The organism is Streptomyces sp. NPDC058279, assembly GCF_042881255.1.
Lineage (GTDB): Bacteria > Actinomycetota > Actinomycetes > Streptomycetales > Streptomycetaceae > Streptomyces.
On record NZ_JBHVYA010000009.1, the window covers coordinates 137,969 to 162,704 of the forward strand.

At 71.7% G+C, this 24,736-nt stretch carries 23 protein-coding genes; 10 read left to right on the top strand and 13 right to left on the bottom strand.

The annotated features are described in order from the left end of the window. Positions 1–23: 23 nt before the first annotated feature. Positions 24–1,475 (top strand): maltokinase, encoded by a 1,452-nt coding sequence (locus ACFVXJ_RS19115; protein ID WP_389663034.1) that lies wholly within the window; start codon positions 24–26, stop codon positions 1,473–1,475. After that, positions 1,472–3,763, top strand: a complete 2,292-nt coding sequence (glgB, locus tag ACFVXJ_RS19120) for a 1,4-alpha-glucan branching enzyme (RefSeq protein WP_389663035.1) — start codon at positions 1,472–1,474, stop codon at positions 3,761–3,763. The genes ACFVXJ_RS19115 and glgB overlap by 4 nt, the downstream gene beginning before the upstream one ends. A gap of 77 nt (positions 3,764–3,840) precedes the next feature. On the opposite strand, the gene ACFVXJ_RS19125 is transcribed toward glgB, so the two are convergent. Further along, positions 3,841–4,233, bottom strand: a complete 393-nt coding sequence (locus ACFVXJ_RS19125; RefSeq protein ID WP_389663037.1) for a MerR family transcriptional regulator — start codon at positions 4,231–4,233, stop codon at positions 3,841–3,843. Positions 4,234–4,520: 287 nt separating this feature from the next. Between ACFVXJ_RS19125 and ACFVXJ_RS19130 the strand changes: the two genes are divergently transcribed. Next, entirely contained in the window at positions 4,521–5,249 is a 729-nt protein-coding gene (locus ACFVXJ_RS19130; protein WP_389663039.1) for an XRE family transcriptional regulator, read from the top strand. Positions 5,250–5,322: 73 nt separating this feature from the next. Here ACFVXJ_RS19130 and ACFVXJ_RS19135 read toward each other — a convergent pair whose 3' ends face one another. Next, positions 5,323–6,348, bottom strand: a complete 1,026-nt coding sequence (locus ACFVXJ_RS19135) for an ATP-dependent 6-phosphofructokinase (RefSeq protein ID WP_136214478.1) — start codon at positions 6,346–6,348, stop codon at positions 5,323–5,325. A 308-nt stretch (positions 6,349–6,656) separates the two neighbouring features. Between ACFVXJ_RS19135 and pta the strand changes: the two genes are divergently transcribed. The 3 genes from pta to pyk all read left to right on the top strand — a co-directional run bounded on the left by pta (position 6,657) and on the right by pyk (position 11,521). Then, on the top strand, positions 6,657–8,747 hold the full coding sequence (pta, locus tag ACFVXJ_RS19140; protein ID WP_389663041.1) for a phosphate acetyltransferase: 2,091 nt from the start codon (positions 6,657–6,659) through the stop codon (positions 8,745–8,747). Between the two features lie 66 nt (positions 8,748–8,813). After that, complete coding sequence (locus ACFVXJ_RS19145; RefSeq protein WP_389663043.1) at positions 8,814–10,028, top strand: acetate kinase; 1,215 nt, start codon at positions 8,814–8,816, stop codon at positions 10,026–10,028. Positions 10,029–10,090: 62 nt separating this feature from the next. Next, a complete protein-coding gene (pyk, locus tag ACFVXJ_RS19150; RefSeq protein WP_389663044.1) occupies positions 10,091–11,521 on the top strand; it encodes a pyruvate kinase in 1,431 nt (476 codons plus the stop codon). Positions 11,522–11,696: 175 nt separating this feature from the next. Here the strand turns inward: pyk and ACFVXJ_RS19155 are convergent, their stop codons facing one another. The 4 genes from ACFVXJ_RS19155 to ACFVXJ_RS19170 all read right to left on the bottom strand — a co-directional run bounded on the left by ACFVXJ_RS19155 (position 11,697) and on the right by ACFVXJ_RS19170 (position 15,933). Beyond that, positions 11,697–13,010 (bottom strand): hypothetical protein, encoded by a 1,314-nt coding sequence (locus ACFVXJ_RS19155; RefSeq protein ID WP_389663046.1) that lies wholly within the window; start codon positions 13,008–13,010, stop codon positions 11,697–11,699. Beyond that, complete coding sequence (locus tag ACFVXJ_RS19160; RefSeq protein WP_389663048.1) at positions 13,000–13,572, bottom strand: DUF6114 domain-containing protein; 573 nt, start codon at positions 13,570–13,572, stop codon at positions 13,000–13,002. The genes ACFVXJ_RS19155 and ACFVXJ_RS19160 overlap by 11 nt, the downstream gene beginning before the upstream one ends. A 108-nt stretch (positions 13,573–13,680) precedes the next feature. Further along, positions 13,681–14,331, bottom strand: a complete 651-nt coding sequence (locus tag ACFVXJ_RS19165) for a DUF6230 family protein (RefSeq protein ID WP_190183474.1) — start codon at positions 14,329–14,331, stop codon at positions 13,681–13,683. A 603-nt stretch (positions 14,332–14,934) separates the two neighbouring features. Next, positions 14,935–15,933 (bottom strand): tetratricopeptide repeat protein, encoded by a 999-nt coding sequence (locus tag ACFVXJ_RS19170; protein WP_389663049.1) that lies wholly within the window; start codon positions 15,931–15,933, stop codon positions 14,935–14,937. A gap of 254 nt (positions 15,934–16,187) precedes the next feature. Here ACFVXJ_RS19170 and ACFVXJ_RS19175 point away from each other — a divergent pair, with 254 nt between their 5' ends. Further along, the gene (locus tag ACFVXJ_RS19175) at positions 16,188–16,826 is read left to right on the top strand and encodes a TetR/AcrR family transcriptional regulator (RefSeq protein WP_361309280.1); all 639 of its coding nucleotides are present in this window, start codon (positions 16,188–16,190) and stop codon (positions 16,824–16,826) included. Positions 16,827–16,843: 17 nt separating this feature from the next. Here ACFVXJ_RS19175 and ACFVXJ_RS19180 read toward each other — a convergent pair whose 3' ends face one another. The 5 genes from ACFVXJ_RS19180 to ACFVXJ_RS19200 all read right to left on the bottom strand — a co-directional run bounded on the left by ACFVXJ_RS19180 (position 16,844) and on the right by ACFVXJ_RS19200 (position 21,386). After that, on the bottom strand, positions 16,844–17,299 hold the full coding sequence (locus ACFVXJ_RS19180) for a hypothetical protein (protein WP_389663052.1): 456 nt from the start codon (positions 17,297–17,299) through the stop codon (positions 16,844–16,846). Positions 17,300–17,373: 74 nt separating this feature from the next. Then, positions 17,374–19,074, bottom strand: a complete 1,701-nt coding sequence (locus tag ACFVXJ_RS19185) for a methylmalonyl-CoA mutase (RefSeq protein ID WP_389663054.1) — start codon at positions 19,072–19,074, stop codon at positions 17,374–17,376. Between the two features lie 119 nt (positions 19,075–19,193). Continuing rightward, a complete protein-coding gene (locus ACFVXJ_RS19190; protein ID WP_389663055.1) occupies positions 19,194–19,523 on the bottom strand; it encodes a DUF3817 domain-containing protein in 330 nt (109 codons plus the stop codon). A gap of 83 nt (positions 19,524–19,606) precedes the next feature. Then, the gene (locus tag ACFVXJ_RS19195) at positions 19,607–20,116 is read right to left on the bottom strand and encodes a MarR family transcriptional regulator (protein WP_361309289.1); all 510 of its coding nucleotides are present in this window, start codon (positions 20,114–20,116) and stop codon (positions 19,607–19,609) included. A 43-nt stretch (positions 20,117–20,159) separates the two neighbouring features. After that, positions 20,160–21,386 carry an MFS transporter gene (locus ACFVXJ_RS19200; protein ID WP_389663058.1) on the bottom strand — a complete coding sequence of 409 codons (1,227 nt, stop codon included), beginning with the start codon at positions 21,384–21,386 and terminating at the stop codon, positions 20,160–20,162. 97 nt (positions 21,387–21,483) lie between these two features. On the opposite strand from ACFVXJ_RS19200, the gene ACFVXJ_RS19205 reads away from it, so the two are divergent. Next, positions 21,484–22,470: a DUF5937 family protein gene (locus ACFVXJ_RS19205; RefSeq protein WP_389663060.1), complete on the top strand. Its 987-nt coding sequence runs from the start codon at positions 21,484–21,486 to the stop codon at positions 22,468–22,470. A gap of 187 nt (positions 22,471–22,657) precedes the next feature. Here the strand turns inward: ACFVXJ_RS19205 and ACFVXJ_RS19210 are convergent, their stop codons facing one another. Continuing rightward, complete coding sequence (locus ACFVXJ_RS19210; RefSeq protein WP_361309296.1) at positions 22,658–22,954, bottom strand: MTH1187 family thiamine-binding protein; 297 nt, start codon at positions 22,952–22,954, stop codon at positions 22,658–22,660. Continuing rightward, the gene (locus ACFVXJ_RS19215) at positions 22,951–23,292 is read right to left on the bottom strand and encodes a DUF3817 domain-containing protein (protein ID WP_389663251.1); all 342 of its coding nucleotides are present in this window, start codon (positions 23,290–23,292) and stop codon (positions 22,951–22,953) included. The genes ACFVXJ_RS19210 and ACFVXJ_RS19215 overlap by 4 nt, the downstream gene beginning before the upstream one ends. A gap of 151 nt (positions 23,293–23,443) precedes the next feature. Here ACFVXJ_RS19215 and ACFVXJ_RS19220 point away from each other — a divergent pair, with 151 nt between their 5' ends. Both ACFVXJ_RS19220 and ACFVXJ_RS19225 read left to right on the top strand, forming a co-directional pair. Continuing rightward, the gene (locus tag ACFVXJ_RS19220) at positions 23,444–24,082 is read left to right on the top strand and encodes an AIM24 family protein (protein WP_389663062.1); all 639 of its coding nucleotides are present in this window, start codon (positions 23,444–23,446) and stop codon (positions 24,080–24,082) included. Continuing rightward, complete coding sequence (locus ACFVXJ_RS19225; protein WP_361309304.1) at positions 24,082–24,732, top strand: AIM24 family protein; 651 nt, start codon at positions 24,082–24,084, stop codon at positions 24,730–24,732. The genes ACFVXJ_RS19220 and ACFVXJ_RS19225 overlap by 1 nt, the downstream gene beginning before the upstream one ends. The last annotated feature ends 4 nt before the right edge of the window (positions 24,733–24,736 follow it).

Consider the following 24,736-nt stretch of genomic DNA (forward strand, 5'->3'; position numbering starts at 1 on the left):
GCCCGGGGAAAGGACGCGACGCCATGTCGGAGGCTGCATCCGCCCGGAGCCGCCAGGGAAGCCTGGCCGGAGTCCCGCTCGGACCGCTGGAGCCCATGCTGCGAGCCTGGCTGCCGAGACAGCGCTGGTTCGCCGGCAAGGGACGCCCCATCACCCGGCTCCGGCTGGTCTCGGCCGTCGAACTGCTGCCGCCCGGCGCCTCGCCCGGCCTGCTCCACCTGCTCGTCGGGGTGGACGCCGAAGGCAGTTCGGACTGCTACCAGTTGCTGCTCGGGGTCCGCCCCAACCTGCCCCCGGGGCTGGCTCCCGCGCTGATCGGGTACGCCGAACAGGGCCCGTACGCCGGGCACGCCGTGTACGAAGGCCTCGGCGATCCGCGGCTCGCGGCGCTGTTGCTGGAACGATTGCGCTCCCCGGGCGCGTTGGGCCCGCTGCGCTTCGAGCGGGACCCGCACGCGATGATCCCGGCGGCGCCCGCGCCCCGGCCGCTCTCCGGCGAGCAGACCAACTCCTCGCTGATCTACGGCGATTCGCACATCCTCAAGGTGTTCCGCCGGGTCGGGCCCGGAGTCAACCCTGACCTGGAGCTGCCCCGGGCGCTGGCCGCCGTCGGCTGTGCGCGGGTGCCCGCGCCCGTCGCCTGGTATGAGGCCGAGCTGCCCGGTTCCGAACCGCTGACCCTGGGCGTGCTCCAGCCGTACCTGCGCGGCTCCGACGACGGGTGGCAGCTCGCGCTGCGCCGGCTCGGCGCGGGGGCCGACTTCACCGCCGAGGCGCACGCGCTGGGCCGGGCCACCGCCGAGGTGCACAGCGCGCTCGCCGACGCCCTGCCCACCCTGGCGCTGGACCCGGAGCAGACCGCCCGGCTCGCCGCCGGGATGACGGCCCGGCTGGCCGCCACCGCCCGGGAGGTGCCCGCGCTGCTGCCCTACGAGGCGGGGCTGCGCGGGGCGTTCGACGCGCTGGCCGCCTCCCGGGGCGCCGGGGTCGCCGTCCAGCGCATCCACGGGGACCTGCACCTGGGGCAGACCCTGCGGACGCCCGACGGGAGTTGGGCACTGATCGACTTCGAGGGCGAACCGGCCCGGCCGCTGGCCGACCGCCGCCGTCCCGAACCGGCGGTGCGCGACATCGCCGGGATACTGCGTTCCTTCGACTACGCCGCCCGCTCGCACCGGCCGTTCGCCCCCGCGTGGGCCGACGACTGCCGGGCCGCGTTCTGCGAGGGCTACGCCCGCACCACCGGGCGCGACCCGCGCGAGGACCCCGTCCTGCTGCGCGCGTACGAGACCGACAAGGCCGTGTACGAGGCCCGCTACGAGTCCCGGCACCGCCCCGACTGGCTGCACGTCCCGATGGCGGCGATCCGACGGCTCTCGGAGCCGCAGCGACCGGCCCACCGGCTGCCGCCGGCCCCGGGCGCCGCCGCCCATCCCCAACCCCGCCCGAAGCCCCCGAGGAGGCCGCTCGCGTGAGCGCCGCACGACAGCCGTCATCGACCGTCCGCGACAAATCGGCCACCGCACCCGAGCCGGCGCCGAAGGCCCGTACGCCACGGGCCCGGCGGCCCGCCGCGCCCCGGGGCGTCGCCGCCGCCCCCGCCCCCGCGCTCGACGCCGGGGAACGGGCCCGGCTGCTGGAGGGCCGCCACCACGATCCGCACGCCGTGCTGGGGGCCCGCCCCGAGCCGGGCGGGGTCACCTTCCGCGCGCTGCGCCCGTACGCGAGATCCGTCACCGTGGTCGCCGAGGGGCTGCGGGCCGAGCTCCACGACGACGGGGACGGGCTGTTCTCCGGGCTGCTGCCGCTGCCCGAGGTGCCGGAGTACCGCCTGCTGGTCGGGTACGACGGCGACGAGATCGAGGTCCACGACCCCTACCGGTTCCTCCCGGCGCTGGGCGAGCTGGACCTGCACCTGATCGGCGAGGGCCGGCACGAGGAGCTGTGGACGGCCCTCGGCTCCCGCGTCATGGAACACCAGGGCGTGTCCGGCACCCGCTTCACGGTGTGGGCGCCGAACGCGCAGGGCGTGCGGGTCACGGGCGACTTCTCGTACTGGGACTCGGGCGCCTACCCGATGCGCTCGCTCGGTTCGACGGGGGTGTGGGAGCTGTTCCTGCCGGGGATCGGCGAGGGCACCCTCTACAAGTACGACATCACCCGCCCCGACGGCGGCCACACGGTTCGGGCCGACCCCATGGCGCGGTACGCCGAGGTCCCGCCGGCCACCGCCTCGGTCGTCACCGACTCCCACTACGCGTGGCAGGACGCCGAGTGGATGGCCACGCGCGGCGCCCGGCCGGCGCACCTGGCGCCCCTGTCGATCTACGAAGTGCACCTGGCGTCCTGGCGGCCGGGGCTGTCCTACCGCGAGCTCGCCGAGCAGCTCCCGGCATACGTGCGGGAACTCGGCTTCACGCACGTGGAGCTGATGCCCGTCGCCGAGCACCCCTTCGGCGGCTCCTGGGGCTACCAGGTCACCGGCTACTACGCGCCGACCTCGCGGATGGGCACCCCGGACGACTTCCGGTTCCTCGTGGACTCGCTGCACCGGGCCGGGATCGGCGTCATCGTCGACTGGGTGCCGGCGCACTTCCCGCGCGACGAGTGGGCGCTGGCGGAGTTCGACGGCCGGCCGCTGTACGAGCACCACGACCCGCGGCGGGCCGCCCACCCGGACTGGGGAACGCTGGAGTTCGACTACGGGCGCAAGGAGGTGCGCAACTTCCTCGTCGCCAACGCGGTGTACTGGTGCCAGGAGTTCCACATCGACGGGCTGCGGGTGGACGCGGTGGCCTCGATGCTCTACCTCGACTACTCGCGCGACGAGGGCCAGTGGGTCCCGAACGAGCACGGCGGCCGGGAGAACTGGGACGCGGTGGCGCTGCTCCAGGAGATGAACGCGACCGTCTACCGGCGCTGCCCGGGGGTGGTGACGATCGCGGAGGAGTCCACGGCCTGGGAGGGGGTGACCCGGCCCACGGACGCGGGCGGTCTGGGCTTCGGCCTCAAGTGGAACATGGGCTGGATGCACGACACGCTGCGCTACATGGCCAAGGAGCCGGTGCACCGCAAGTACCACCACCACGACATGACCTTCGGGATGATCTACGCGTACAGCGAGAACTACGTGCTGCCGATCTCGCACGACGAGGTGGTGCACGGCAAGCGGGCGCTGGTGTCGAAGATGCCCGGCGACTGGTGGCAGCAGCGGGCCTCGCACCGCGCGTACCTGGGCTTCATGTGGGCCCACCCGGGCAAGCAACTGCTGTTCATGGGGCAGGAGTTCGCCCAGGGCGCGGAGTGGTCGGAGGAGCACGGGCCGGACTGGTGGCTGGTGGACCCGGGGTACTCGGCGGCCGGTGACCACCGGGGGGTGCGCGACCTCGTGCGTGACCTGAACCACACGTATACGGCGACGCCCGCGCTGTGGGAGCGGGACACCGTGCCGGAGGGCTTCGCCTGGGTGGAGGCGGACGCGACGGACGACAACGTCTTCGCGTTCCTGCGGTACGCCGAGGACGGCTCGCCGCTCCTCGCGGTGTCCAACTTCTGCCCGGTGGTGCGGCACGGTTACCGGATCGGGGTGCCGGAGCAGGTGGCGCAGTGGCACGAGGTGCTCAACACCGACTCCGAGGCGTACGGCGGCAGCGGGGTGCGTCACCTGCAACCGATGCGCCCCGAGCCGGTCCCGGCCCAGGGCCGCCCGGTGAGCCTGCGCCTCACGCTGCCGCCGATGGCGACGATCTGGCTCAGGCCGTAACGGTCGGACGAGTACGGTCGGCGCGGCCGGCACCCCGTACCGGTGACGGTGGTGGGGCCGCCGTCCGCGTCGATCCCTTACGGGTTCAGCTCGCACGCGGGCCGATCGGTCCCCCCGGCGGCGGCCTCGGCGTCGGTCAGCTGCCGCGCGACCTGTTCGCGCACGTCGGCCAGCCGGCCGATCAGCTCGTCGAGCTCGGCGAGCTTGCGCCGGTAGACGGCGAGGGAGGCCGGACAGGAGTCCCCCGCGGGGTGGCCGGCGCGCAGGCAGTCGACGAAGGGCCGGGTCTCCTCAAGCTCGAAGCCGAAGTCCTGGAGCACCCGGATCTGGCGCAGCAGGCGCAGGTCGTCCTCGTCGTAGGTGCGGTGGCCGTTGGCACCGCGCCGCGCCGGGAGGAGGCCGCGGGCCTCGTAGTAGCGCAGGGTCCGCGTGCTGGTTCCGGCCCGTTCCGCCAGTTCACCGATTCGCATGCCGAGACCGTAAGCCTTGACGCCGACGTCAGGGCAAGGGGCCTTCGGGGCCCTCGCCACCCCCGTATGCGAGGGCCCCGGTATGGATCACGCAGGAGAGCGTCGGCCGGTTCACGACCTGTGACGGGTATCACTCGTCCGTTGTTCCGATACCGCTGAAATCGAGTGGCCTGATCCGTACGCTGAAATTGGATCTTTACCCGCTCCGATTACCGGACGGTCGCCGGGAAACCCGCCCAAAGCGCCGAACTCCATAGGACATTCCTACGAGTTATGGGCTTGTTTGAATGGTCTGTAGTCGCCACCCCTTGGTGACTCCTACCGTGTGGCCTGTGCATTCCAGCCCCCCTTTCAATGCCCCCGCCGCGCGTCGTCTCCGCGCGGCCCTGGGCATGGCTCCCGGTCATGTCGCCTACGGCCTGCGCGCCCAGTACGGCCTGACGGTCGCGCCCGAGACCGTGATGGCGTGGGAGCGCGGCGAGATCTCGCCCTCGTCCGCCGAACTCACGGCGCTCGCCGGCGTGCTGTGGTGCGCCCCCGGCGAACTGCTCGCCGAGCCCGTGACCTTGAGGGAGCACCGGATCGCCCGTGGTCTGGCCCCCGACGACCTGGCCCGGCGGATCGGACTGGATACGAACGCGTACCAGAAGATGGAGGACTCCGGCCGCTGGAAGGGCAACGAGCGACAGTCGGCCGCCCTCGCCGCGACACTGGGACTGACGCTGGCCCAGTTCGTGACGGCGACCGGCAAGGAGCAGGAGCTGGCCGAGATGCTGCGCAGCGCGGTGACCACGCGCTGGCAGGCGTACGGGAAGCCGCTCGCGAAGCTGTTGCCGGTACCCCGGGCGAACCTGGACCGGGTGCTGGAGAAGATGCACGGCGAGTACCAGTCGCGGATGGTCGCCACCCTGAGCTGGGGTGGCGGCGGGGGCGCGGGGGCGACGGGGGACGCCGGCCGGGAGTACCTCGCGGAGATCGTGGACCGGTTCTGGGCGGTGGCCGGGGGCGCCGGGTAGGACGCCGCGCGTGTTCCCACCGCCCCCGCGCCCGTCCCCTGCCCCCGCCCCTCTTCCCCTGCGGTCCGCGCCGTCAGAAGACCGACTCGGCCTCGTACATCCGGTGGTCGGGGACCCGCTTGAGCTCGGTGACGGCCGAGGCCAGCGGGGCCATCACGATGTCGGTGCCGCGCAGGGCGGTCATGTTGCCGAAGTCGCCGCGGTGCACGGCCTCGACGGCGTGCCAGCCGAACCGGGTCGCGAGGACGCGGTCGTACGCCGTCGGCGTGCCGCCGCGCTGGACGTGGCCGAGGATGACCGGGCGGGCCTCCTTGCCCAGGCGGTGTTCCAGCTCGACGGCCAGGCGGTTGCCGATGCCCGCGAAGCGCTCGTGCCCGTACGCGTCGATGGCGCCCTTCTCGTACGGCATGGAACCCTCGGCCGGGTGCGCGCCCTCGGCGACGCAGACGACCGCGAACTTCTTGCCACGGGAGAAGCGTTCCTCCACCATCTTCACCAGGGCGTCCACCTCGAACGGGCGCTCCGGCAGGCAGATCCCGTGGGCGCCGCCGGCCATGCCGGACTCCAGGGCGATCCAGCCGGCGTGCCGGCCCATGACCTCGACCACCATGACCCGCTGGTGGGACTCGGCGGTGGTCTTGAGGCGGTCGATGGCCTCGGTGGCGACCATCACGGCGGTGTCGAACCCGAAGGTGCGGTCGGTGGAGGAGATGTCGTTGTCGATGGTCTTCGGTACCCCGACGACCGGCATCCCGGCGTCCGCGAGCATCCGGGCGGCGGTCAGCGTGCCCTCGCCGCCGATCGGGATCAGCGCGTCCAGACCGTACCGCGTGGACAATTCCTGCGCGTGCTCGGCGGCTTCGTGCAGTCGGGCGCGCTCCATGCGGGCCGAACCGAGGATGGTCCCGCCGCGGGCCAGGATGCCGCTGACCGCGTTGATGTCCAGGGGGCGGTAGTGGCCGTCGAGCAGACCCTTGAAGCCGTCCTCGAAGCCGATGACTTCGTCCCCGTGTCCGACCAGCGCGCGGTGTACGACCGAACGGATGACGGCGTTCAGCCCCGGGCAGTCGCCGCCTGCGGTGAGAACTCCGATACGCATCGTGCTGTGTCTCCTGCTCCTGGTCGTACCTGGCCGTACGCGTGCGGGCGGACGGCCGTACATGTGAAGGACGTATTACTGAAGCCTTGTCCGATTCTTCCACGCGGGCGGGGGGAGGCGCTCATCGCGCCCCCGGCCCCGTCGGGTCTTTCGGCCCTCCCGGCCGGGCCCTTTCCCGGCCTGCGCCTTAGCTACACGCAGAGGTATTGTCAAGAGGTCAAGCCCACACCAACTGGGACAACCGACTCGGAGATCCGCCGGGGGCCGTCTGAGCCGCCCCGGGGGCGACACATGGACGGAGAGCACGCGTGACGCGCAGCGTGTACGTGACCGGTATCGAGCGGGGGGACGGCCGACAGGTCGTCGAGCTGGGGATCATGGAGCTGCTGGCCCGGCAGACGGGCCGGGTGGGCGTCTACCGTCCGCTGCTGCACGACGGTCCCGACCGGCTCTTCGACCTCCTGAAGGCCCGGTACCGGATAGACCAGGACGCGGCGTCCGCGCACGGCATGGAGTACCAGGAGGCGTCGGCCGTCCTCGCCGAGAAGGGAACGGACGAGCTGGTCTCGCGGCTCGTCGACCGCTACCACCGGGTGGCCCGCGACTACGAGGTCATGCTGGTGCTCGGCACCGACTACGCCGACACGAACCTGCCGGACGAGCTCGCGCTGAACGCCCGCCTCGCCAACGAGCTGGGGGCCGTGGTGGTGCCCGTGGTGGGCGGTACGAAGCACTCCGCCGAGGCCGTCCGCGCGGAGGCCCGCAACGCCTACCGGGCGTACGAGGGCCTGGGCTGTCACGTGGTCGCGATGGCGGTCAACCGGGTCGCCGCCGAGGACCGGGACGTCATAGCCGAGTGGCTGGCCGCCCGCCTGCCCGTGCCCTGCTACGTGCTGCCCGACGAGAAGTCCCTCTCCGCCCCGACGGTCGCCGAGATCACCCGGGCGCTCGGCGGCGAGGTGCTGCTGGGGGACGACGCCGGGCTGGCGCGCGACGCCCTCGACTTCGTCTTCGGCGGCGCGATGCTGCCGAACTTCCTGGGCGCGCTGACCCCCGGCTGCCTGGTCGTCACCCCCGGGGACCGCTCCGACCTGGTGATCGGCGCGCTGGCCGCGCACACCTCCGGCACCCCGCCGATCGCCGGGATCCTGCTGACGCTCAACGAACGCCCGGGCCGGGACATCCTGACGCTGGCCTCGAAGCTGGCGCCCGGTACGCCCGTGGTGTCGGTGGCCGGCAACAGCTTCCCCACCGCCGCGGAACTCTTCTCGCTCCAGAGCCGTTTGAACTCCGCCACCCCGCGCAAGCTGGAGACCGCGCTCGGCCTGTTCGAGCGGCACGTGGACACCGCCGAGCTGCGCGACCTGCTGTCGGTGGCCCGCTCCGAGCGGGTCACGCCGATGATGTTCGAGAACGAGCTGCTGGAGCGCGCCCGCTCCGAGCGCCGCCGGGTCGTGCTGCCCGAGGGCACCGAGGAGCGCGTGCTGCGCGCCGCGGACGTGGTGCTGCGGCGCGGGGTCTGCGACCTGACCCTGCTCGGCGAGGAGCCGGCGATCCTCAAGAAGGCCGCCGACCTGGGCATCGACATCTCCGGCGCCCAGCTGATCGACCCGGCCACCTCCCCGCTGCGGGAACGTTTCGCCGAGTACTACGCCCAGGCCCGCGCCCACAAGGGCATGACCGTCGAGCTGGCCAACGACGTGGTCACCGACGTCAACTACTTCGGCACCCTGATGGTCCAGGAGGGCCTGGCCGACGGCATGGTCTCCGGCGCCGTCCACTCCACCGCCGCGACCATCCGCCCCGCCTTCGAGATCATCAAGACCAAGCCGGAGGCGTCCATCGTCTCCTCCGTCTTCTTCATGTGCCTGGCCGACCAGGTGCTGGTCTACGGGGACTGCGCGGTCAACCCGGACCCGGGCGCGGAGCAGCTCGCCGACATCGCCGTCCAGTCCGCCGCCACCGCCGCCGCCTTCGGTGTCGAGCCGCGGATCGCGATGCTCTCGTACTCCACCGGCACGTCCGGCACCGGCGCGGACGTGGAGAAGGTCCGCAAGGCCACCGAGATCGTCCGCGAGCAGCGGCCCGACCTGCTGATCGAGGGGCCGATCCAGTACGACGCCGCGGTCGAGCCCTCCGTCGCCGCGACGAAGCTGCCGGGGTCGGAGGTGGCCGGACGGGCGAGCGTGCTGATCTTCCCGGACCTCAACACGGGCAACAACACGTACAAGGCCGTCCAGCGCTCGGCGGGCGCCGTGGCGGTCGGTCCGGTGCTCCAGGGGCTGCGCAAGCCGGTCAACGACCTGTCGCGCGGGGCCCTGGTCCAGGACATCGTCACGACGGTGGCGATCACCGCGATCCAGGCCCAGTCGCCCGCCCCCTCGCCGTCCCGGCCGTAGCCGCCGCCGTCGGCCGGCCCGTACGTCCCCCTTCCACCACCCTCACCAGAGAAGGCATCCGCACCTGTGACCGCATCACGCATCCTCGTCCTCAACTCCGGCTCCTCCTCGCTCAAGTACCAGCTCCTCGACATGGCCGACTCCTCCCGCCTCGCGGTGGGCCTGGTCGAGCGGATCGGCGAGGGGCGGTCCCGGCTCGTGCACGAGCCGCTGACCGGACCCGGCGCCGAGGGGGGCAAGCGGGAACGCGTCGGGGCGATCGCCGACCACGAGGTCGCGCTGAAGGCGGTCGCGGCGGAGCTGGCCGCCGACGGGACGGGGCTGGACTCCCCCGAACTCGCCGCCGTGGGCCACCGGGTGGTGCACGGCGGGACCCGGTTCACCCGGCCGACGGTGATCGACGACGAGGTGCTGGCGGAGATCCGCAGCCTGATCCCGCTGGCCCCGCTGCACAACCCGGCGAACGTCACCGGCATCGAGGTGGCCCGCTCGCTGCGCGCCGACCTCCCGCAGGTGGCCGTCTTCGACACGGCGTTCCACTCGACGATTCCGGAGTACGCGGCCCGGTACGCGATAGACGCCGAGACGGCGCGGAAGTACGACATCCGGCGGTACGGGTTCCACGGGACGTCCCACGCCTACGTGTCGCGGGCGACGGCCGCCCTGCTGGGCAGGCCGGTGGAGGACGTCAACGTGATCGTGCTGCACCTGGGCAACGGCGCCTCGGCCTCGGCCGTCCGGGGCGGGGTGTGCGTGGAGACGTCGATGGGGCTGACCCCCCTGGAGGGGTTGGTGATGGGAACCCGGTCCGGCGACCTCGATCCGGCCGTGATCTTCCACCTGGCGCGGGTAGGCGACCTCTCGGTGGATGAGATCGATTCGCTCCTGAACAAGAAGAGCGGTCTGCTGGGCATGTGCGGGGACAACGACATGCGCGAGGTGCTGCGGCGCGCGGGCGAGGGGGACGAGGCGGCTTCGATGGCGTTCGCCACCTACGTCCACCGGCTGAAGAAGTACATCGGCGCCTACTCGGCGGTGCTCGGGCGGGTGGACGCGGTGACGTTCACGGCCGGGGTCGGCGAGAACGCCCACCAGGTCCGGGAAGCTGCGGTGGACGGGCTGGCCGAACTGGGCCTGGCGCTCGACCCGGACGCCAACGCGGTGCGCTCGTCGCGGCCGCGGCTGATCTCGGCGCAGGACGCCCGGGTCGCCGTGGCCGTGGTCCCGACGGATGAGGAGCTGGAGATCGCCACTCAGGTCTACGCGCTGGTTACCCGGTAGTCACTTGGACTTTCCACCAGACGGAATATTCCGCTACGAAACAAACCGATAGGATCCGCTCCATGCGCCGTTCCAAAATCGTCTGCACGCTGGGCCCCGCCGTCGACTCGTATGAGCAGCTGAAAGCGCTCATCGAGGCAGGCATGAACGTGGCCCGATTCAACTTCAGCCACGGATCCCAGGCAGAACACCAGGAGCGGTACGACCGCGTCCGGAAGGTCTCCGAGGACACCGGGCGCGCGGTCGGCGTCCTCGCCGACCTCCAGGGCCCGAAGATCCGACTGGAGACCTTCGCCGAGGGTCCCGTCGAGCTGGTGCGCGGTGACGAGTTCACCATCACCGTCGAGGACGTCCCGGGCGACAAGTCCATCTGCGGCACGACCTACAAGGGCCTGCCGGGCGACGTCGCCAAGGGCGACCCGATCCTGATCAACGACGGCAACGTCGAGCTCCGGGTGACCGAGGTCGACGCCGTGCGCGTCAAGACCATCGTCATCGAGGGCGGTGTCATCTCGGACCACAAGGGCATCAACCTGCCCGGTGCGGCCGTGAACGTGCCGGCCCTGTCGGAGAAGGACATCGACGACCTGCGCTTCGCGCTGCGGATGGGCTGCGACATGGTCGCCCTGTCCTTCGTGCGCGACGCCAACGACGTCAAGGACGTCCACAAGGTGATGGACGAGGTCGGCCGCCGGGTCCCCGTCATCGCCAAGGTGGAGAAGCCGCAGGCCGTCGAGAACATGGCCGCCGTGGTGGACGCCTTCGACGCGGTCATGGTGGCCCGTGGCGACCTGGCCGTCGAGTACCCGCTCGAAAAGGTCCCGATGGTGCAGAAGCGGCTCATCGAGATGTGCCGCCGCAATGCCAAGCCGGTGATCGTCGCGACCCAGATGATGGAGTCGATGATCACGAACTCCCGCCCGACCCGCGCGGAGGCGTCCGACGTCGCCAACGCGATCCTGGACGGCGCGGACGCGGTCATGCTCTCGGCGGAGTCCTCGGTGGGCGCCTACCCGATCGAGACCGTCAAGACGATGTCGAAGATCGTCGCGGCGGCCGAGGAGGAGCTGCTCTCCAAGGGCCTCCAGCCGCTGGTCCCGGGCAAGAAGCCCCGCACCCAGGGCGGCTCGGTGGCCCGCGCGGCCTGCGAGATCGCCGACTTCCTCGGCGGCAAGGCACTGATCGCCTTCACCCAGTCCGGCGACACGGCCCGGCGGCTCTCCCGCTATCGCGTGCAGCAGCCGATCCTGGCCTTCACCACGGACCAGAACACCCGCAACCAGCTCACGCTGAGCTGGGGCGTCGAGTCCTACATCGTCCCGCACGTGGACAACACGGACGCGATGGTCGACCTGGTGGACGGTGAGCTGCTCAAGCTCGGCCGCCACAACCCCGGCGACACCATGATCATCACGGCCGGCTCGCCCCCCGGCGTCCCGGGCACGACCAACATGGTCCGCGTCCACCACCTCGGCGGCAACCCCGCCGCCTGACCCACCCCGCTCACCTCTGCCGCACAGAGACCGAGGGCGGCGCCCACACCCCTCCGGGGGCAGGGCGCCGCCCTCGGTGTACGGGGCGCACCGTGGGCGCCGGCCCACGAAAGACCGCGGCCCGCACCTCCCGGAAGGGGGGTGCGGGCCGCGGTCGGGTACGACACGGGTCGGGCTACCGCTCGGGCGGGCCGACGTAGTTGTGCAGGCCCGGGACCGTGAGGTTGCCGCCGAACTGGCCGGCCTGGACGACCTTGACGTTCGTGAAGAACGCGAAGGGGACGTTCAGGGGCGGCGGGGAGTTCGGGGTGAACTCGATCGGGATCAGCCCGAAGAGGTTCCCCTTGAGGCTCTCGGTGTACATCGTCACCTTGCCGCCGCGGATCGTTGAGGTCGAGCCGGGGCGGGACTTGAGGTGGGCGACGTTGCCCGTCTTGCCGACCGTTTGGTAGAGGTCCTTGATGTCCAGCGAGTCCGCGGTGAACTTGAGGACCTTCTTGGTCTTGCCGCCCGCCGTCTTCACCTCCACGATGCCCGCGTAGTCCAGGCCGTAGAGGGTCAGCAGGGAGCTGTCGAGGTACCACGGCTCGTCCGGCAGCAGCGGGATGCCCTGTTCCAGGGAGGCGTCGGCGAGGGCCTTGGCGTCGTAGGTCGGACAGGGGAAGGGTTCCTTCCCGTCCGCGTCCTTCGTCGCCGTGGGCGAGCCGGACGGAGCGGGCGAGGCCGTCGACTCGTCGTCGGCCGTCTTCCCCTTCGTACCTGTCGTGCCCGTCTCGTCCTTCGGGTTCTTCGCCGTGTCCTTGACGTCCTGCGGCAGCTCCTGGACCGAGGCGCCCGCCTTCTTGGCCGCCTCGCGGATCGCGTCCGCGGAGGGGTCGGGGGTGGGCGTGGCCGTCTTGGTGGGCGCCGGCGTCGCCGGGGTGGCCGGCTGCTTCGCGTCCTGGAGGGGCTTGGTGAGTCCGCCGACGAGGCCCGAGAGCGCGTCCCCGACACCCAGCGGGTCCAGGGGGTTCTTCGGCTTCGTCGGCGCGGAGGCCGAGGGCGAGGGAGAAGAGGACTGCGGGGTGCTCTGCTTCGGCACCGACTTCGGTGCCTCCGCGGCCGGCTTCGACGCCGACGGAGTGGGCCCGGGCTTCGGCACGGCGCCGGCGCCGGGTGAGGCGGACGCGCCGGGCGACGGCGAGGCGGAAGCGGTGGGGGAGGCCGAGTCGGACGGCGACGCGGACGCCGACGGCGTGGGCTCGTCGGAGCGGGTCACGCACGGGCCGGGCGCGAAGGGGATGTCCTTGTCGTCGGCCAGGGCCAGCTTCGGGGCGAGGCCCATCCCGACGAACACGGCCGTCGGCATCGCCGCCAGCGCCATCGTCTTGCCGACGGGTATCTGGATCTTGTTCAGCAGCGACTTCCGGGGCGCCGCGTGGCGCGGACCCCTTCTTTCGCGGGACTGCGCGTCAGGGACCACGCCCTGCTGCGTCTCGTCACCCCGCACTGTTCCTCCCGCCATCGGCGTGGGCAGTCGTCTCACTCGGGTAGCTCGGGTAGCTCGGGTAGGCCGTCTCCGTGCCGCGGGGGCCGGGGACGCCGCCCACGGGGGCGTCCGCGAACGCCTCCTCGTGGTCCGTCAGGCCGTCGGCCTCGGGCTCGGTCGGCTTGCCCGGTACCCACGACAGGGCGAGCGCGCCGCCGAGCAGCGAGAACAGGAAGCCGATGAAGAAACCGCCGAGGTTGGACACCGGCAGGGACACCAGGGCGAGGAGGATCGACGCCACACCGGCGAAGACCCGGATGCCCTGCTGGAACCAGAGGGCCACGCCGAGGGTCATCAGCAGGATGCCGATGATCAGCGAGCCCGCGCCCGCGGTGGTCGCCATGGCGATGGTGATGTTGCCCAGCCGGAGGTCCGCGTAGGGGAAGTACGCGATGGGAAAGCCGCCGATGAGAGTGAAGAGGCCCGCCCAGAAGGGCCGGCCACCCCTCCAGGCGCGGAAGCGGTAGTACACCACGGTGAGCCAAGCGTCGTCTGCGGCGCGAACCGGGGCCTGGGGGTTCATGGACAACAGCTCCCTGGAAACGGTGGTACGGAGAACTCTGTGGTGCGCGGAGGGACGGGCGGCGACGGCCGCCACCGCCCGCCTCTACCGGTCACCGGCCAGGAGTGGCTACTTCTCGTCCTGGTAGCACGGCTGGTCGCCGCTGAGCAGACGCAGCTTCAGGTCGGGCAGCGTGAAGGTGCCCGCCGTCGTCGCCCACGCCTTCTGGCGCACGTTCGTCAGCACGGCCTTCTTGGCGCGCTGCGAGAACAGGGCACCGTTGGCCACCGTGCCGGCCTGCGGCGCGGTGGGGTGGTCCTTGTCGGCCGCCGCGTCAACCGCGACACCGATGTCAAGGTTGGTGAACGTGGCGTCGGTGTCGAGTTCGGCGACATCCAGGTAGATGTTCTCCGCGACCGCCGGCTTGCCCTTGTTGCCGGTCTGGAGCTTCATCGTGATGGCGCCGAGCCCGGGGATCGGCGTGACCAGCGACTGGCACATGTTGGTGATCTCGGCGTGACGGAACCCGGAGATGGTGACCGGGTGCGCCGCGTCCTTGCCGTCGAGACCCTTGCCCTTGGCGACGCTGCCGTACTGCAGCAGGTCGTCACCGTCCAGCTTGTCGGCCGAGACCTTGAAGTCCTGGCCGGAGACGCTGAAGGACGCCGCGAGGGCACCCTGCGCCAGACCGACACCGACCGCGGCCGTGGCCGCGATGCTCGGCACCATGACGAGCGCGAAGCGCTTCCATCTGGTCCCGCCACGAACCTGAGAACTCATCTTGTTCCTCCTTCTCGGACGTACATCTCCGGTCCGGGCCGTGCCCGTCCTGGGATGGGAGAAGTGCTACGTCCTCGGGAAGGAGCGCAGGCGGCCCCGCCGCGGCGGAGCCGCGTCGCGTACACCGGCGTTCACCCCCGAGCGACAACCACTGGGCCACGCGTTCGCGCAACCAGGAGGACAGGCTCCGCCGGTGCGGCGAAGACCCCCCTGTCCCACGGCCGGTGCCACTGCCACCGGCCGGCTCGGTGGGGACCCTCACCGCGGCTCCGGATGAGCGGTTCTGCGGGAAGGACCGAGCGTCGCCGATCGTGGTCCATTCCAGGCCGGTACACAAGGGGGTTCGTTACTGGCGGGTAACGGCTGGATAACCACAGTGGGTCGCGCCGTCGTCGGGCGGCAACACAGGGTGTTACCCAGGGCCACGACAATGAGGAGGAAGCGGAACCAACCGGACAGAACACGGGGTTCGATTTACTGGGAGTAACAGCAGCCGCGATTGCCAAGTTTTGGCAAAGCGCGGTCGCTGTTTATCTCCGTGTCAACAAATCGTCGGTGGCGCCCGGACCTGACGCCACCCACGACAAGGCCGTCCGGACCGGCCTAGAAGAGCACCCGGGCCAGCGCCGTGCGGGCCGCCGAGACCCGCGGGTCGTCCGCCCCGATCACCTCGAACAGCTCCAGCAGCCGCACGCGCACGGCGTCCCGGTCGTCACCGAACGTGACGCGCACGGTGTCGACCAGTCGCGCGAAGGCGTCCTCCACGTGACCGCCGACCAGGTCGAGGTCCGCGGCGGCGATCTGCGCCTGCGGGTCCTTCGGGTTCTCGGCCGCCGCCGCGCGCACCGCCTGCGGGTTCATGTGCTGCACCCGGGAGAGCAGTTCGGCCTGGGCCAGACCCAGCTTCGCCTCGGTGTTGCCCGGGTCGTCGACCAGTACGTTCTTGTACGCCTGCACCGCTCCGGCGAGGTCACCGGCGTCCAGCGCCACGACGGCCGCCTCCAGCAGCGCGTCGTACGGACCGGCGACGGGACCGGCGGACGCCGCGGTCGCGGCCGGGGCGCCCTCGGCGGCCGGGTCGACCTGGAGGCCGATCAGCCCGAAGCGCTCCTCGGCGACCTGGACCAGCTGGGCCAGCGTCGCGCGGATCTCCTGTTCCGGGGCGGCGCCCTGGAACAGCGGCAGGACCTGACCGGCCACCACGGCGAAGACCGCCGGGATGCCCTGGATGCCGAACTGCTGCATCAGCGTCTGGTTGGCGTCGACGTCGATCTTCGCCAGCACGAGCCGGCCGTTCGCCTCGACGGTCAGCCGCTCCAGCAGCGGGCCGAGCTGCTTGCACGGCTCGCACCACTCGGCCCAGAAGTCGAGGACGACCGGTACCTGGTCGGAGAGACTGATGACGGTGCTGTCGAAGGCGGCCTCGTCTACGTCGATGACGAGTGCGGACGGCGGTACGGCGCCGGCGGACGCGGCGGACCCGCCGCCGCCCTGCCGGGCCGCCTCGGCGCGCGCCTGCTCGGCCTTCGCCTTGGCGTCGGCGGCCGCCTTCACCGCGGCGAGGTCGACGACGCCGCTCATGGACATGTTTCTGGGCTGCATGCGTACATCCTCCCCCGTGTGCGCGCGCCGACGAAAAGGATCGGACAAGCCGGCCCGGAAATTCCCGCGCCGGTGTTCCGTCGTGCGGCGCCGGGTCCCCACCTGGCGCCTGTAGCTTCGCGTGGTTGTCGCTCTTACGCTACGAGCCGTAGCGTAACTCCCCGCCACGCCCTGTCGACCGTCCGGGGGTCGTGATCTGAACCACAGCGTCAGGGGGCCCGGCCGTTCCGCTACTGGCGGGTATGGTCTCGGCCATGCGCAACCCCAGCCCCGGCACCAGCCCCCCGCCCGGTCGCACCGGCCGCCCCCGCAGCGCGGCGGCGGACGCCGCGATCCTGGCGGCGACCCGGGAGGCGCTGGTGGAGCTGGGCTGGTCGAAGCTGACGATGGGGGACGTCTCGGCCCGGGCCGGGGTCGCCAAGACCACCCTCTACCGGCGCTGGGCGGGCAAGAACGAACTGGTGGTGGACGCGGTCGCGGAACTCTTCGACGCGCTCGAACTCCCCGACCGGGGCTCGCTGGAAGCCGACATCGAGTACGTGGTGCTCCAGTTCGCGCAGCTGCTGCGACGGCCGGAGGCACGTACGGCCCTGATGGCGGTCGTCGCCGAGTCCACCCGGGACGCGGCGCTGCGCGATCGCATCCGGTCCGCGATCGTCGATCGGCAGAAACGTCTCGTCGTACTGGGCCGCGAACGCGCGCAGGCCCGCGGGGAACTCCCGTACGAGGAGGACGAGTCCCTCACCGGGCACACCACCGACCTGATCTTCGACGTGATCGCGGGCACGGTGGTGCACCGGGCGCTGGTGAGCTGCGAACCGGTGGACGAGCTGTGGGTGGCCACCTTCACCGCCCTCCTGATGCACGGCCTCCGGGGCCCGTCCGGCGACTGACCGCCCCGCCGTTTGCCTCAGCGGGGCCCCGCCCGGCGGATCCGCTCGGACAGCTCCTGCGACCGGGGGTTGTGGCCGGGCCAGGGCCGCCGCCGGCCGGGCCAGGTCGCCCAGCGCAGGGCGTCCGCCTCCGCGGCGGGCCGCAGGCCGGCCGCGACGAGGGCACCCCGGGCCGCTTCCGCACCGGCCGTCCGGTAGCCGATGTCCCAGGCGTCCGCCTCGTACACGCCGCCGTCCGTGAGCAGCACCGCCGCCGCGACCCCGTCCAGCCCCAGCTCGATGCCCGCCCGGACTGCCGGGAGGAACTCCGCGGGCAGCCGTTTCTCCGGAACCACGTTCAGCACCTCCGTCCGGCCGTCGGGGCCGGGCGGCTCGAAGTCGGCCCGGAGGTACGCGTAATACCCCCCGCAGCCGCCCTTGTTCATCACCACGCGCGCGCTGACACCCCGTACGGGAACAGGAAGGCCGGTCATGTCCGCCACCGTAGGGCGATCACGACCGGCCGTTCCACACCTTTACGAGCGGGCCCGGGCCGGGCCCGCTCGTCTCAGAAGCCCGGCGGCTCGGTGTAGGTGCCCCACTCGTCCCGCAGCGCGTTGCAGATCTCGCCCAGCGTTGCCTCGGCGCGCACCGCGTCGAGCATCGCCGGGATCATGTTCGAGCCGTCTCGGGCGGCGTCCAGCATCCGCGTCAGCGCCTCGGTCACCTTGGCGTCGTCGCGGTGGGCCTTGCGTTCGGCGAGGACGCGGACCTGCTCGCGCTCGACCTCGTGGCTGACCCGCAGGATCTCCAGGTCGCCGGTGACCGAGCCGTGGTGGACGTTGACGCCGACGACCCGCTTGTCGCCCTTCTCCAGCGAGCGCTGGTAGCGGAAGGCCGACTCGGCGATCTCGCCGGTGAACCAGCCGTCCTCGATGCCGCGCAGGATGCCGGAGGTGATCGGCCCGATCGGGTGCTGCCCGTCCGGGTGGGCGCGCAGCCCGCGCTCGCGGATCTGCTCGAAGATCTTCTCCGCGTCGGCCTCGATGCGGTCGGTGAGCTGCTCGACGTACCAGGAACCGCCCAGCGGGTCGGCCACGTTGGCGACGCCGGTCTCCTCCATCAGCACCTGCTGCGTGCGCAGGGCGATCTCGGCGGCCTGCTCGCTCGGCAGCGCGAGGGTCTCGTCGAGGGCGTTGGTGTGCAGCGAGTTGGTACCGCCGAGGACGGCCGCGAGGGCTTCGACGGCGGTCCGGACGACGTTGTTGTACGGCTGCTGGGCGGTGAGGGAGACACCGGCGGTCTGGGTGTGGAAGCGCAGCCACATCGTCTTGTCGGACTTCGCCCCGTACACCTCCTTCATCCAGCGGGCCCAGATCCGGCGGGCGGCCCGGAACTTGGCGATCTCCTCGAAGAAGTCGAGGTGCGCGTCGAAGAAGAAGGAGAGCCCGGACGCGAAGTGGTCCACGTCGAGCCCGCGGGAGAGTCCCAGCTCCACGTACCCGAAGCCGTCGGCGAGGGTGTACGCCAGTTCCTGCGCGGCCGTCGCCCCGGCCTCGCGGATGTGGTAGCCGGACACGGACAGCGGCTTGTAGGCCGGGATGCCGTTCGCGCAGTACTCCATGAGGTCGCCGATGAGGCGGAGGTGCGGCTCCGGTTCGAAGAGCCACTCCTTCTGGGCGATGTACTCCTTGAAGATGTCGGTCTGGAGCGTGCCGTTGAGCACGGCGGGGTCGACGCCCTGCCGCTCGGCGGCGACCAGGTACATGCAGAACGCGGGCACGGCCGGCCCGCTGATGGTCATGGAGGTGGTGACGTCGCCCAGCGGGATGTCCCTGAACAGGACCTCCATGTCGGCGGCGGAGTCTATGGCGACCCCGCAGTGGCCGACCTCGCCGAGCGCGCGGGGGTCGTCGGAGTCGCGTCCCATCAGGGTGGGCATGTCGAAGGCGACGGAGAGCCCGCCACCGCCGGCGGCCAGGATCATCTTGTAGCGCTCGTTGGTCTGCTCGGCGTTCCCGAACCCGGCGAACTGCCGGATGGTCCAGGTGCGGCCCCGGTAGCCGGTGGCGTGCAGACCCCGGGTGAAGGGGTACTCCCCCGGCCAGCCGATGCGCTCGAATCCCTCGTACGTGTCGCCGGGCCGGGGCCCGTAGACGGGGTCGACGTCATCTCCGGAGAGCGTCGTGAAATCGGCCTCGCGCTTGCGGGCCTTGTCATACCGGGCCTGCCAGCGACGGCGGCCCTCCTCGATGGCGTCAGCGTCCATACCCATGAATTTACTAGGACGTCCTAGTAAATGTCGATGGCAAACCCCCGGGAGTCCTCCCGGGGGCGGATGGATCAGGCGCGGCGCGAGCCGAACGCCGGGCGGAGCCTGCCGGGGCGCTAGGCGCGGGCGGCGGCCAGACCGTCGGTGACCAGCGGCTCGATCTCCGCGCGGACCTTGCGCTCGACGAAGAACGCGGCCAGCGGGATCGTGCCGCTCGCCAGCACCCAGATCATCTTGCCGAAGGGCCACTTCGCCTTGGAGCTCAGGTCGAAGGCGAAGACCAGATAGATCATGAAGAGCACGCCGTGGATCTGGGAGACCACCAGGGTCAGGTCCGCGCCCTTGTCGAATCCGTACTTGAAGATCATGCAGGTGCAGAGCACCAGCAGCATGACGGCGGTGGCGAAGGCCATCACCCGGTACCGGGTCAGCACGCTCTTTTTCATGCCATCGAGACTAGCCGTCCGAAATGCGCGATCTTGACGGGGGCCCGGCGCCGGCGCTGTGACGCCGCGCACCCCGCCCGGCGTCACTTCTCGTCGAAGTCCCCGGCCGCCACCCGCAGCGGGCGCAGCAGCGCGAAGATCTCGGCGCACTCCTCGGCGTCGTACGCGCCGAGCCCGAAGTCGATCTCCATCAGGTCCCGGGTGGCGGCCTCGACGACCTCGCGCCCCTTGTCCGTGATGGACGCGAGCGTGCCGCGACCGTCGTTCGGGTTGGGGCGCTTGTCCACCAGCCCCGAGCGCACCAGGCGGTCGACGGTGTTGGTCACCGAGGTCGGGTGGACCATCAGCCGCTCGCCGATCTTCGACATCGGCAGCTCTCCGGCCTGCGAGAAGGTGAGCAGCACCAGCGCCTCGTAGCGGGCGAAGGTCAATCCGTACGGCTTCACCGTGGCGTCGACCTCGCCGAGCAGGATCTGGTGCGCCCGCATGATCGAGGTGATGGCGGCCATCGAGGGCACCGGCCCCCAGCGCTGCTGCCACAGTTCGTCGGCGCGGGCGATGGGGTCGAAGGGAAGGCTGAGCGGCTTGGACACCCGGCAGACCCTACCGGGCGGTCATTTGACGGTCAGCCCCGTCTCACGCTTCGGCCGCCACGGGTTCCGTCGTCGCCCGCAACCGGGCGAGGAGCAGCAGGACGACGGCCGTGCCGAGCACGCCCGAGCCGGTCACGACGACGTGCACCGGCCAGAACTCGGCGGCGACCCCGGCCAGCGCCATGCCCACGCCCTGAAGGGTCATCAGCCCGGTGCTGAGGAGGGTCATCGCCCGGCCGCGCAGCTCCTCGGGGACCGCGTCGAGGTACATCCGGTCGAGGCCGAGGGTGTACGCGTGCGCCAGCCCGGCCGACAGCAGCGCGACCAGGACGCCCACCACGCCCGGCCGCAGCGCGTACCCGAGCAGCGGCAGCATCCCGACGGAGGCGAGCGGCGCCACGATCCGCGAACGCGTTCGGGCGGTGAGCGCGGAGCCCGCCCACAGTTCACCGGCGATGGTGCCGACCGGCAGCGCGCACAGCATCAGCCCGAGCAGCGCCGTGGAGGCGCCGATGCCGTCGGCGTAGGGGGCGAGCAGCGCCTCGGGCACGACGACGAAGACCGGCGGCAGCCAGAACAGCAGGATCAGCACCCGCCTGCGCCGGTCCGCGAAGACGGCGCCGAGTCCGGCGAGCGGCGTGCCGCGGGAGGTGCCGGCACCCGTGCGGGCGGGCCGGTCCGCGGTGCCGAAGCGCAGCAGCAGCGCGGAGGCCAGCAGTCCGGCGGCGGTGAGGGCGAGCGCCCCGCGCGGGGCGAGCACGGTGAGCAGGAGCCCGCCGAGCCCGAAGCCGACGAGCTGCGCGCTCTGCGCCACCATGCGCAGCAGCGAGCGGCCGAGGACGAACGCCTCGCCGGGGCCGAGGACATCGGCGAGGGAGGCGTTGCGGGTGCCCTGGAACAGCGGTGCGACGAAGGCCATGGCGCAGCGCAGGACGAGCAGTCCCGCGACCGGGGTCCCCGGCAGGACCATGGCCGCCGCGCAGGCCGCGCAGACGAGGTCGCAGGTGACGAGCACCCGCCGGGCGGGGTGGCGGTCGGCGATCCCGGCGAGCAGGGTGCCGCCGAGGACGTAGGGCAGGAAGCCGAGCGCGAAGGTGAGCGCGCTCAGCAACGGGGAGCCGGTGACGCGGTAGACGAGGACGGTCAGCGAGATCTCGGCGACGACGAGGCCGAGTACGGACATCAGGTGCGCGGCGAAGACGGCGCGGAACTCCCCGCCCGCGAGGACGGAGCGGTAGCCGGTGGCGGTGTTCTGGTCGACGGAAGCCATACCGGGGACCCTGGTCGAAGGGGGCCCGCGCGGACAGGGATTCGGCCCCGTCCGAATCCCTGGGAGGTCCCGGGCGGGGAACCGGGACACTGGGCGGATGGCCTACCGCTTCCGCTTCGACCCCGTGGACCTGCTGCGCTGCCGGTTCTCGCTGTCCCCCCGCTGGGAGACGCAGGAGGCGGTGCGGGTGCTGCGCGACGCGCGCCGCCAGGCGTACCACCTGCCCTGGCTGCGGCGGATCCGGGCGGCGGCGGACGCGTTGGACCTACGGCCGCTGTGGCTGCTGATGCCCCGCAAGGGACACCATCCGGACTTCCTCAGTCCGCCGCCGCTCGGCCCCTCGGTCACCATCGGCGAGGAGTTGGCCCGGGTCCGCGCCACCGACCCCGAGGCGGCGGGCGAAGAACTGCGGCGTTCCCTCGCCTGCACCCCGGGCGCCCTGGACAGCGAGCTCGGGCGGCGGATGCTGGAGGATCCCGCGCGGGCCGTGGCGGAGTTGGCCGACCTGCACGAGCGGGCCTGGGAGGCGCTGATCGCCCCCCATTGGCCGCGCCTGCGGGCCCTGTTGGAGGCCGACATCCTCTTCCACTCGCGGCGGCTGGCGGCGGGCGGCCTGGAGGCGCTGTTCGACGGGCTGCACCCCGACCTGAGCTGGGCGGACGACACCCTCACCGTCGAGCGCGCCGGGCACCACGAACGCCGGCTGGACGGGCAGGGCCTGCTGCTGATGCCGAGCGCGTTCGTCTGGCCGGAGGTGATCGGCGGCTACGACCCGCCGTGGCAGCCGACGCTCGTCTACCCCGCCCGGGGGATCGGCGCGCTGTGGACCTCCCCCACGGAGGTCACGCCGCGCCCCCTGGCCGCCCTGCTCGGCCGGGCGCGGGCCGACATCCTGTGCGCCCTCACCGAACCCGCCTCGACGACGGCCCTCGCCGCCCGGCTGTCCTTGGCGCCCTCCACCGTCTCGGCGCACCTCGGGACCCTGCGGGCGGCGGGCCTGCTGATCGCGGCCCGCCACGGCCGGCAGGTGCTCTACGAACGCACCCCCCTGGCCATCGCCCTGACCGGAGGCGACCCGACCTGATCGGCTGCGGAGGTGTCGCGACGTCGGCCTCGCGCCGTGTCGAACGGGGCCCCGCCGACAGGGCGGTTCGGCCCGGTCGGCCGGCTCGGGGCCGTACGGGGATGCGGGGGCGGCGGCCCCGAGGGCATGCGAACGCCCCCGGCCGGTGGTCGGGGGCGTTCGGTACGGGCAGGGGCCGGAGGCGGGATCAGCCTCCGGCGAGGTGCCGTTCGACCGTCTCCACCTTCGAGGTCATGCCGTCGGTGACGCCGGGGCGGACATCTGCCTTCAGGATGAAGGAGACCCGGGGCGCACGCGCCTCGACGGCCGCGACCGCCCGCTTGACCACGTCCATCACCTCGTCCCACTCCCCCTCGACGGTGGTGAACATCGCGTCGGTGCGGTTCGGCAGCCCGGATTCCCGTACGACGCGGACCGCGTCGGCGACGTACTCGCCGACCTCCTCCCCCACGCCCAGCGGCGTCACCGAGAACGCGACGATCATGCCTTCGCCGCCTCGCGGGCACGGGCCGCGATCACGCTTCGGGCCTCGTCGCGCTTGAGCACCCGGTCGCCGTAGAGACCGCCGAAGGGCACCAGGGCCAGCAGGAAGAACAGCGCGACCTTCTTCCTCGGCCACTTGGCCCGGTTCCAGACGTCCAGCAGGAAGACCAGGTACAGGAGGAAGAGGATGCCGTGCAGGGCGCCGAGCGGCATCACCAGGTTGATGTCCGAGATCCGGCTGAGCAGCGAGCCGAAGATCAGCAGGGCCGGGAACGACAGCGCCTCCGGTACGGAGACGAGGCGCAGCCGGTGGAGGGCGGAGGCGGTCTTGATGTCCACGAGGAACCTTCGGGGGGTCGAGGCCATGGTCCGAACCAGTGTCTCAGCCGGTCGCGGAGATCTTGACCGGGCCCCCGGCCGCCCCGGAGGTGTGGCGCATATCGGTCCGGGCGCCCTGTTCCGCCAGGCCCGCTACGGATAACGTCTCCCCGTGGCTCAGTTCCGACTCCAAGGCAGCAAGGTGCTCGCCGTCGACCTGACCGGGGACGCCGTGAAAGCGAAGAACGGCTCCATGGTCGCGTACGACGGCCAGATGGCCTTCAAGAAGATGACCGGCGGCGGTGAAGGGTTGCGCGGCATGGTGACCCGCCGGCTGACCGGCGAACAGATGACGGTGATGGAGGTCCAGGGGCACGGCACCTGCTTCTTCGCCGACCGCGCGAGCGAGATCAACCTCGTCAACCTGCGCGGCGAGAAACTGCACGTCGAGGCCAGCAACCTGCTGTGCACCGACGCCGGGCTGCGCACCGGCACCACCTTTACCGGCCTGCGCGGCGGGGCGACGGGCAACGGCCTGTTCACCACCACCGTCGAGGGCTCCGGCCAGGCCGCGATCATGTCGGACGGCCCGGCGGTGGTGCTGCGCGTCAGCGGCCAGTACCCCCTCTCCGTGGACCCGGGGGCGTACATCGCCCACACCGGCGACCTGCGGCAGTCGTTCCAGTCGGGGATCAACTTCCGGACCCTGATCGGCGAGGGCTCGGGCGAGTCCTTCCAGATCCGCTTCGAGGGCGAGGGCCTGGTCTACGTGCAGCCCAGCGAGCGCAACACCATCGGGGGCGACCTCTGATGCCGTTCCGCGAGATCAACTCGAAGATGGTCGAGGCGCAGGTCGTGCCGGGGCAGACGATGTACAGCCAGCGCGGGGCGATGCTCGCCTACCGCGGTGAGGTGTCCTTCACCCCGAGCGTGACCGGTGGTCAGGGCGGGGTCATGGGCATGATCGGGCGCCGGGTGGCGAACGAGCAGACCCCCCTGATGACGGTCGAGGGCAGCGGCACCGTGATGTTCGGCCACGGCGGCCACCACATCCAGGTGATCAACCTGTCCGGCGAGACCCTTTACGTGGAGGCCGACCGACTGCTCGCCTTCGACGGGACCCTCCAGCAGGGCACCATGTTCATGGGCTCGCAGGGCGGGGTCATGGGCATGGTGCGCGGCCAGGTCACCGGGCAGGGCCTGTTCACCACCACCCTCAAGGGCCACGGCTCGGTCGCCGTGATGGCCCACGGCGGAGTCATCGAACTGCCCATCACGCCCCAGCGGCCGGTCCACGTGGACCCGCAGGCGTACGTCGCCCACCACGGGGACGTGCGCAACAAGCTGTCCACGGCGCTCGGCTGGCGGGACATGGTCGGACGCGGTTCGGGCGAGGCGTTCCAGCTGGAGCTGTCCGGCCAGGGCGCGGTATACGTACAGGCTTCGGAGGAGAAACTGTGAGCTT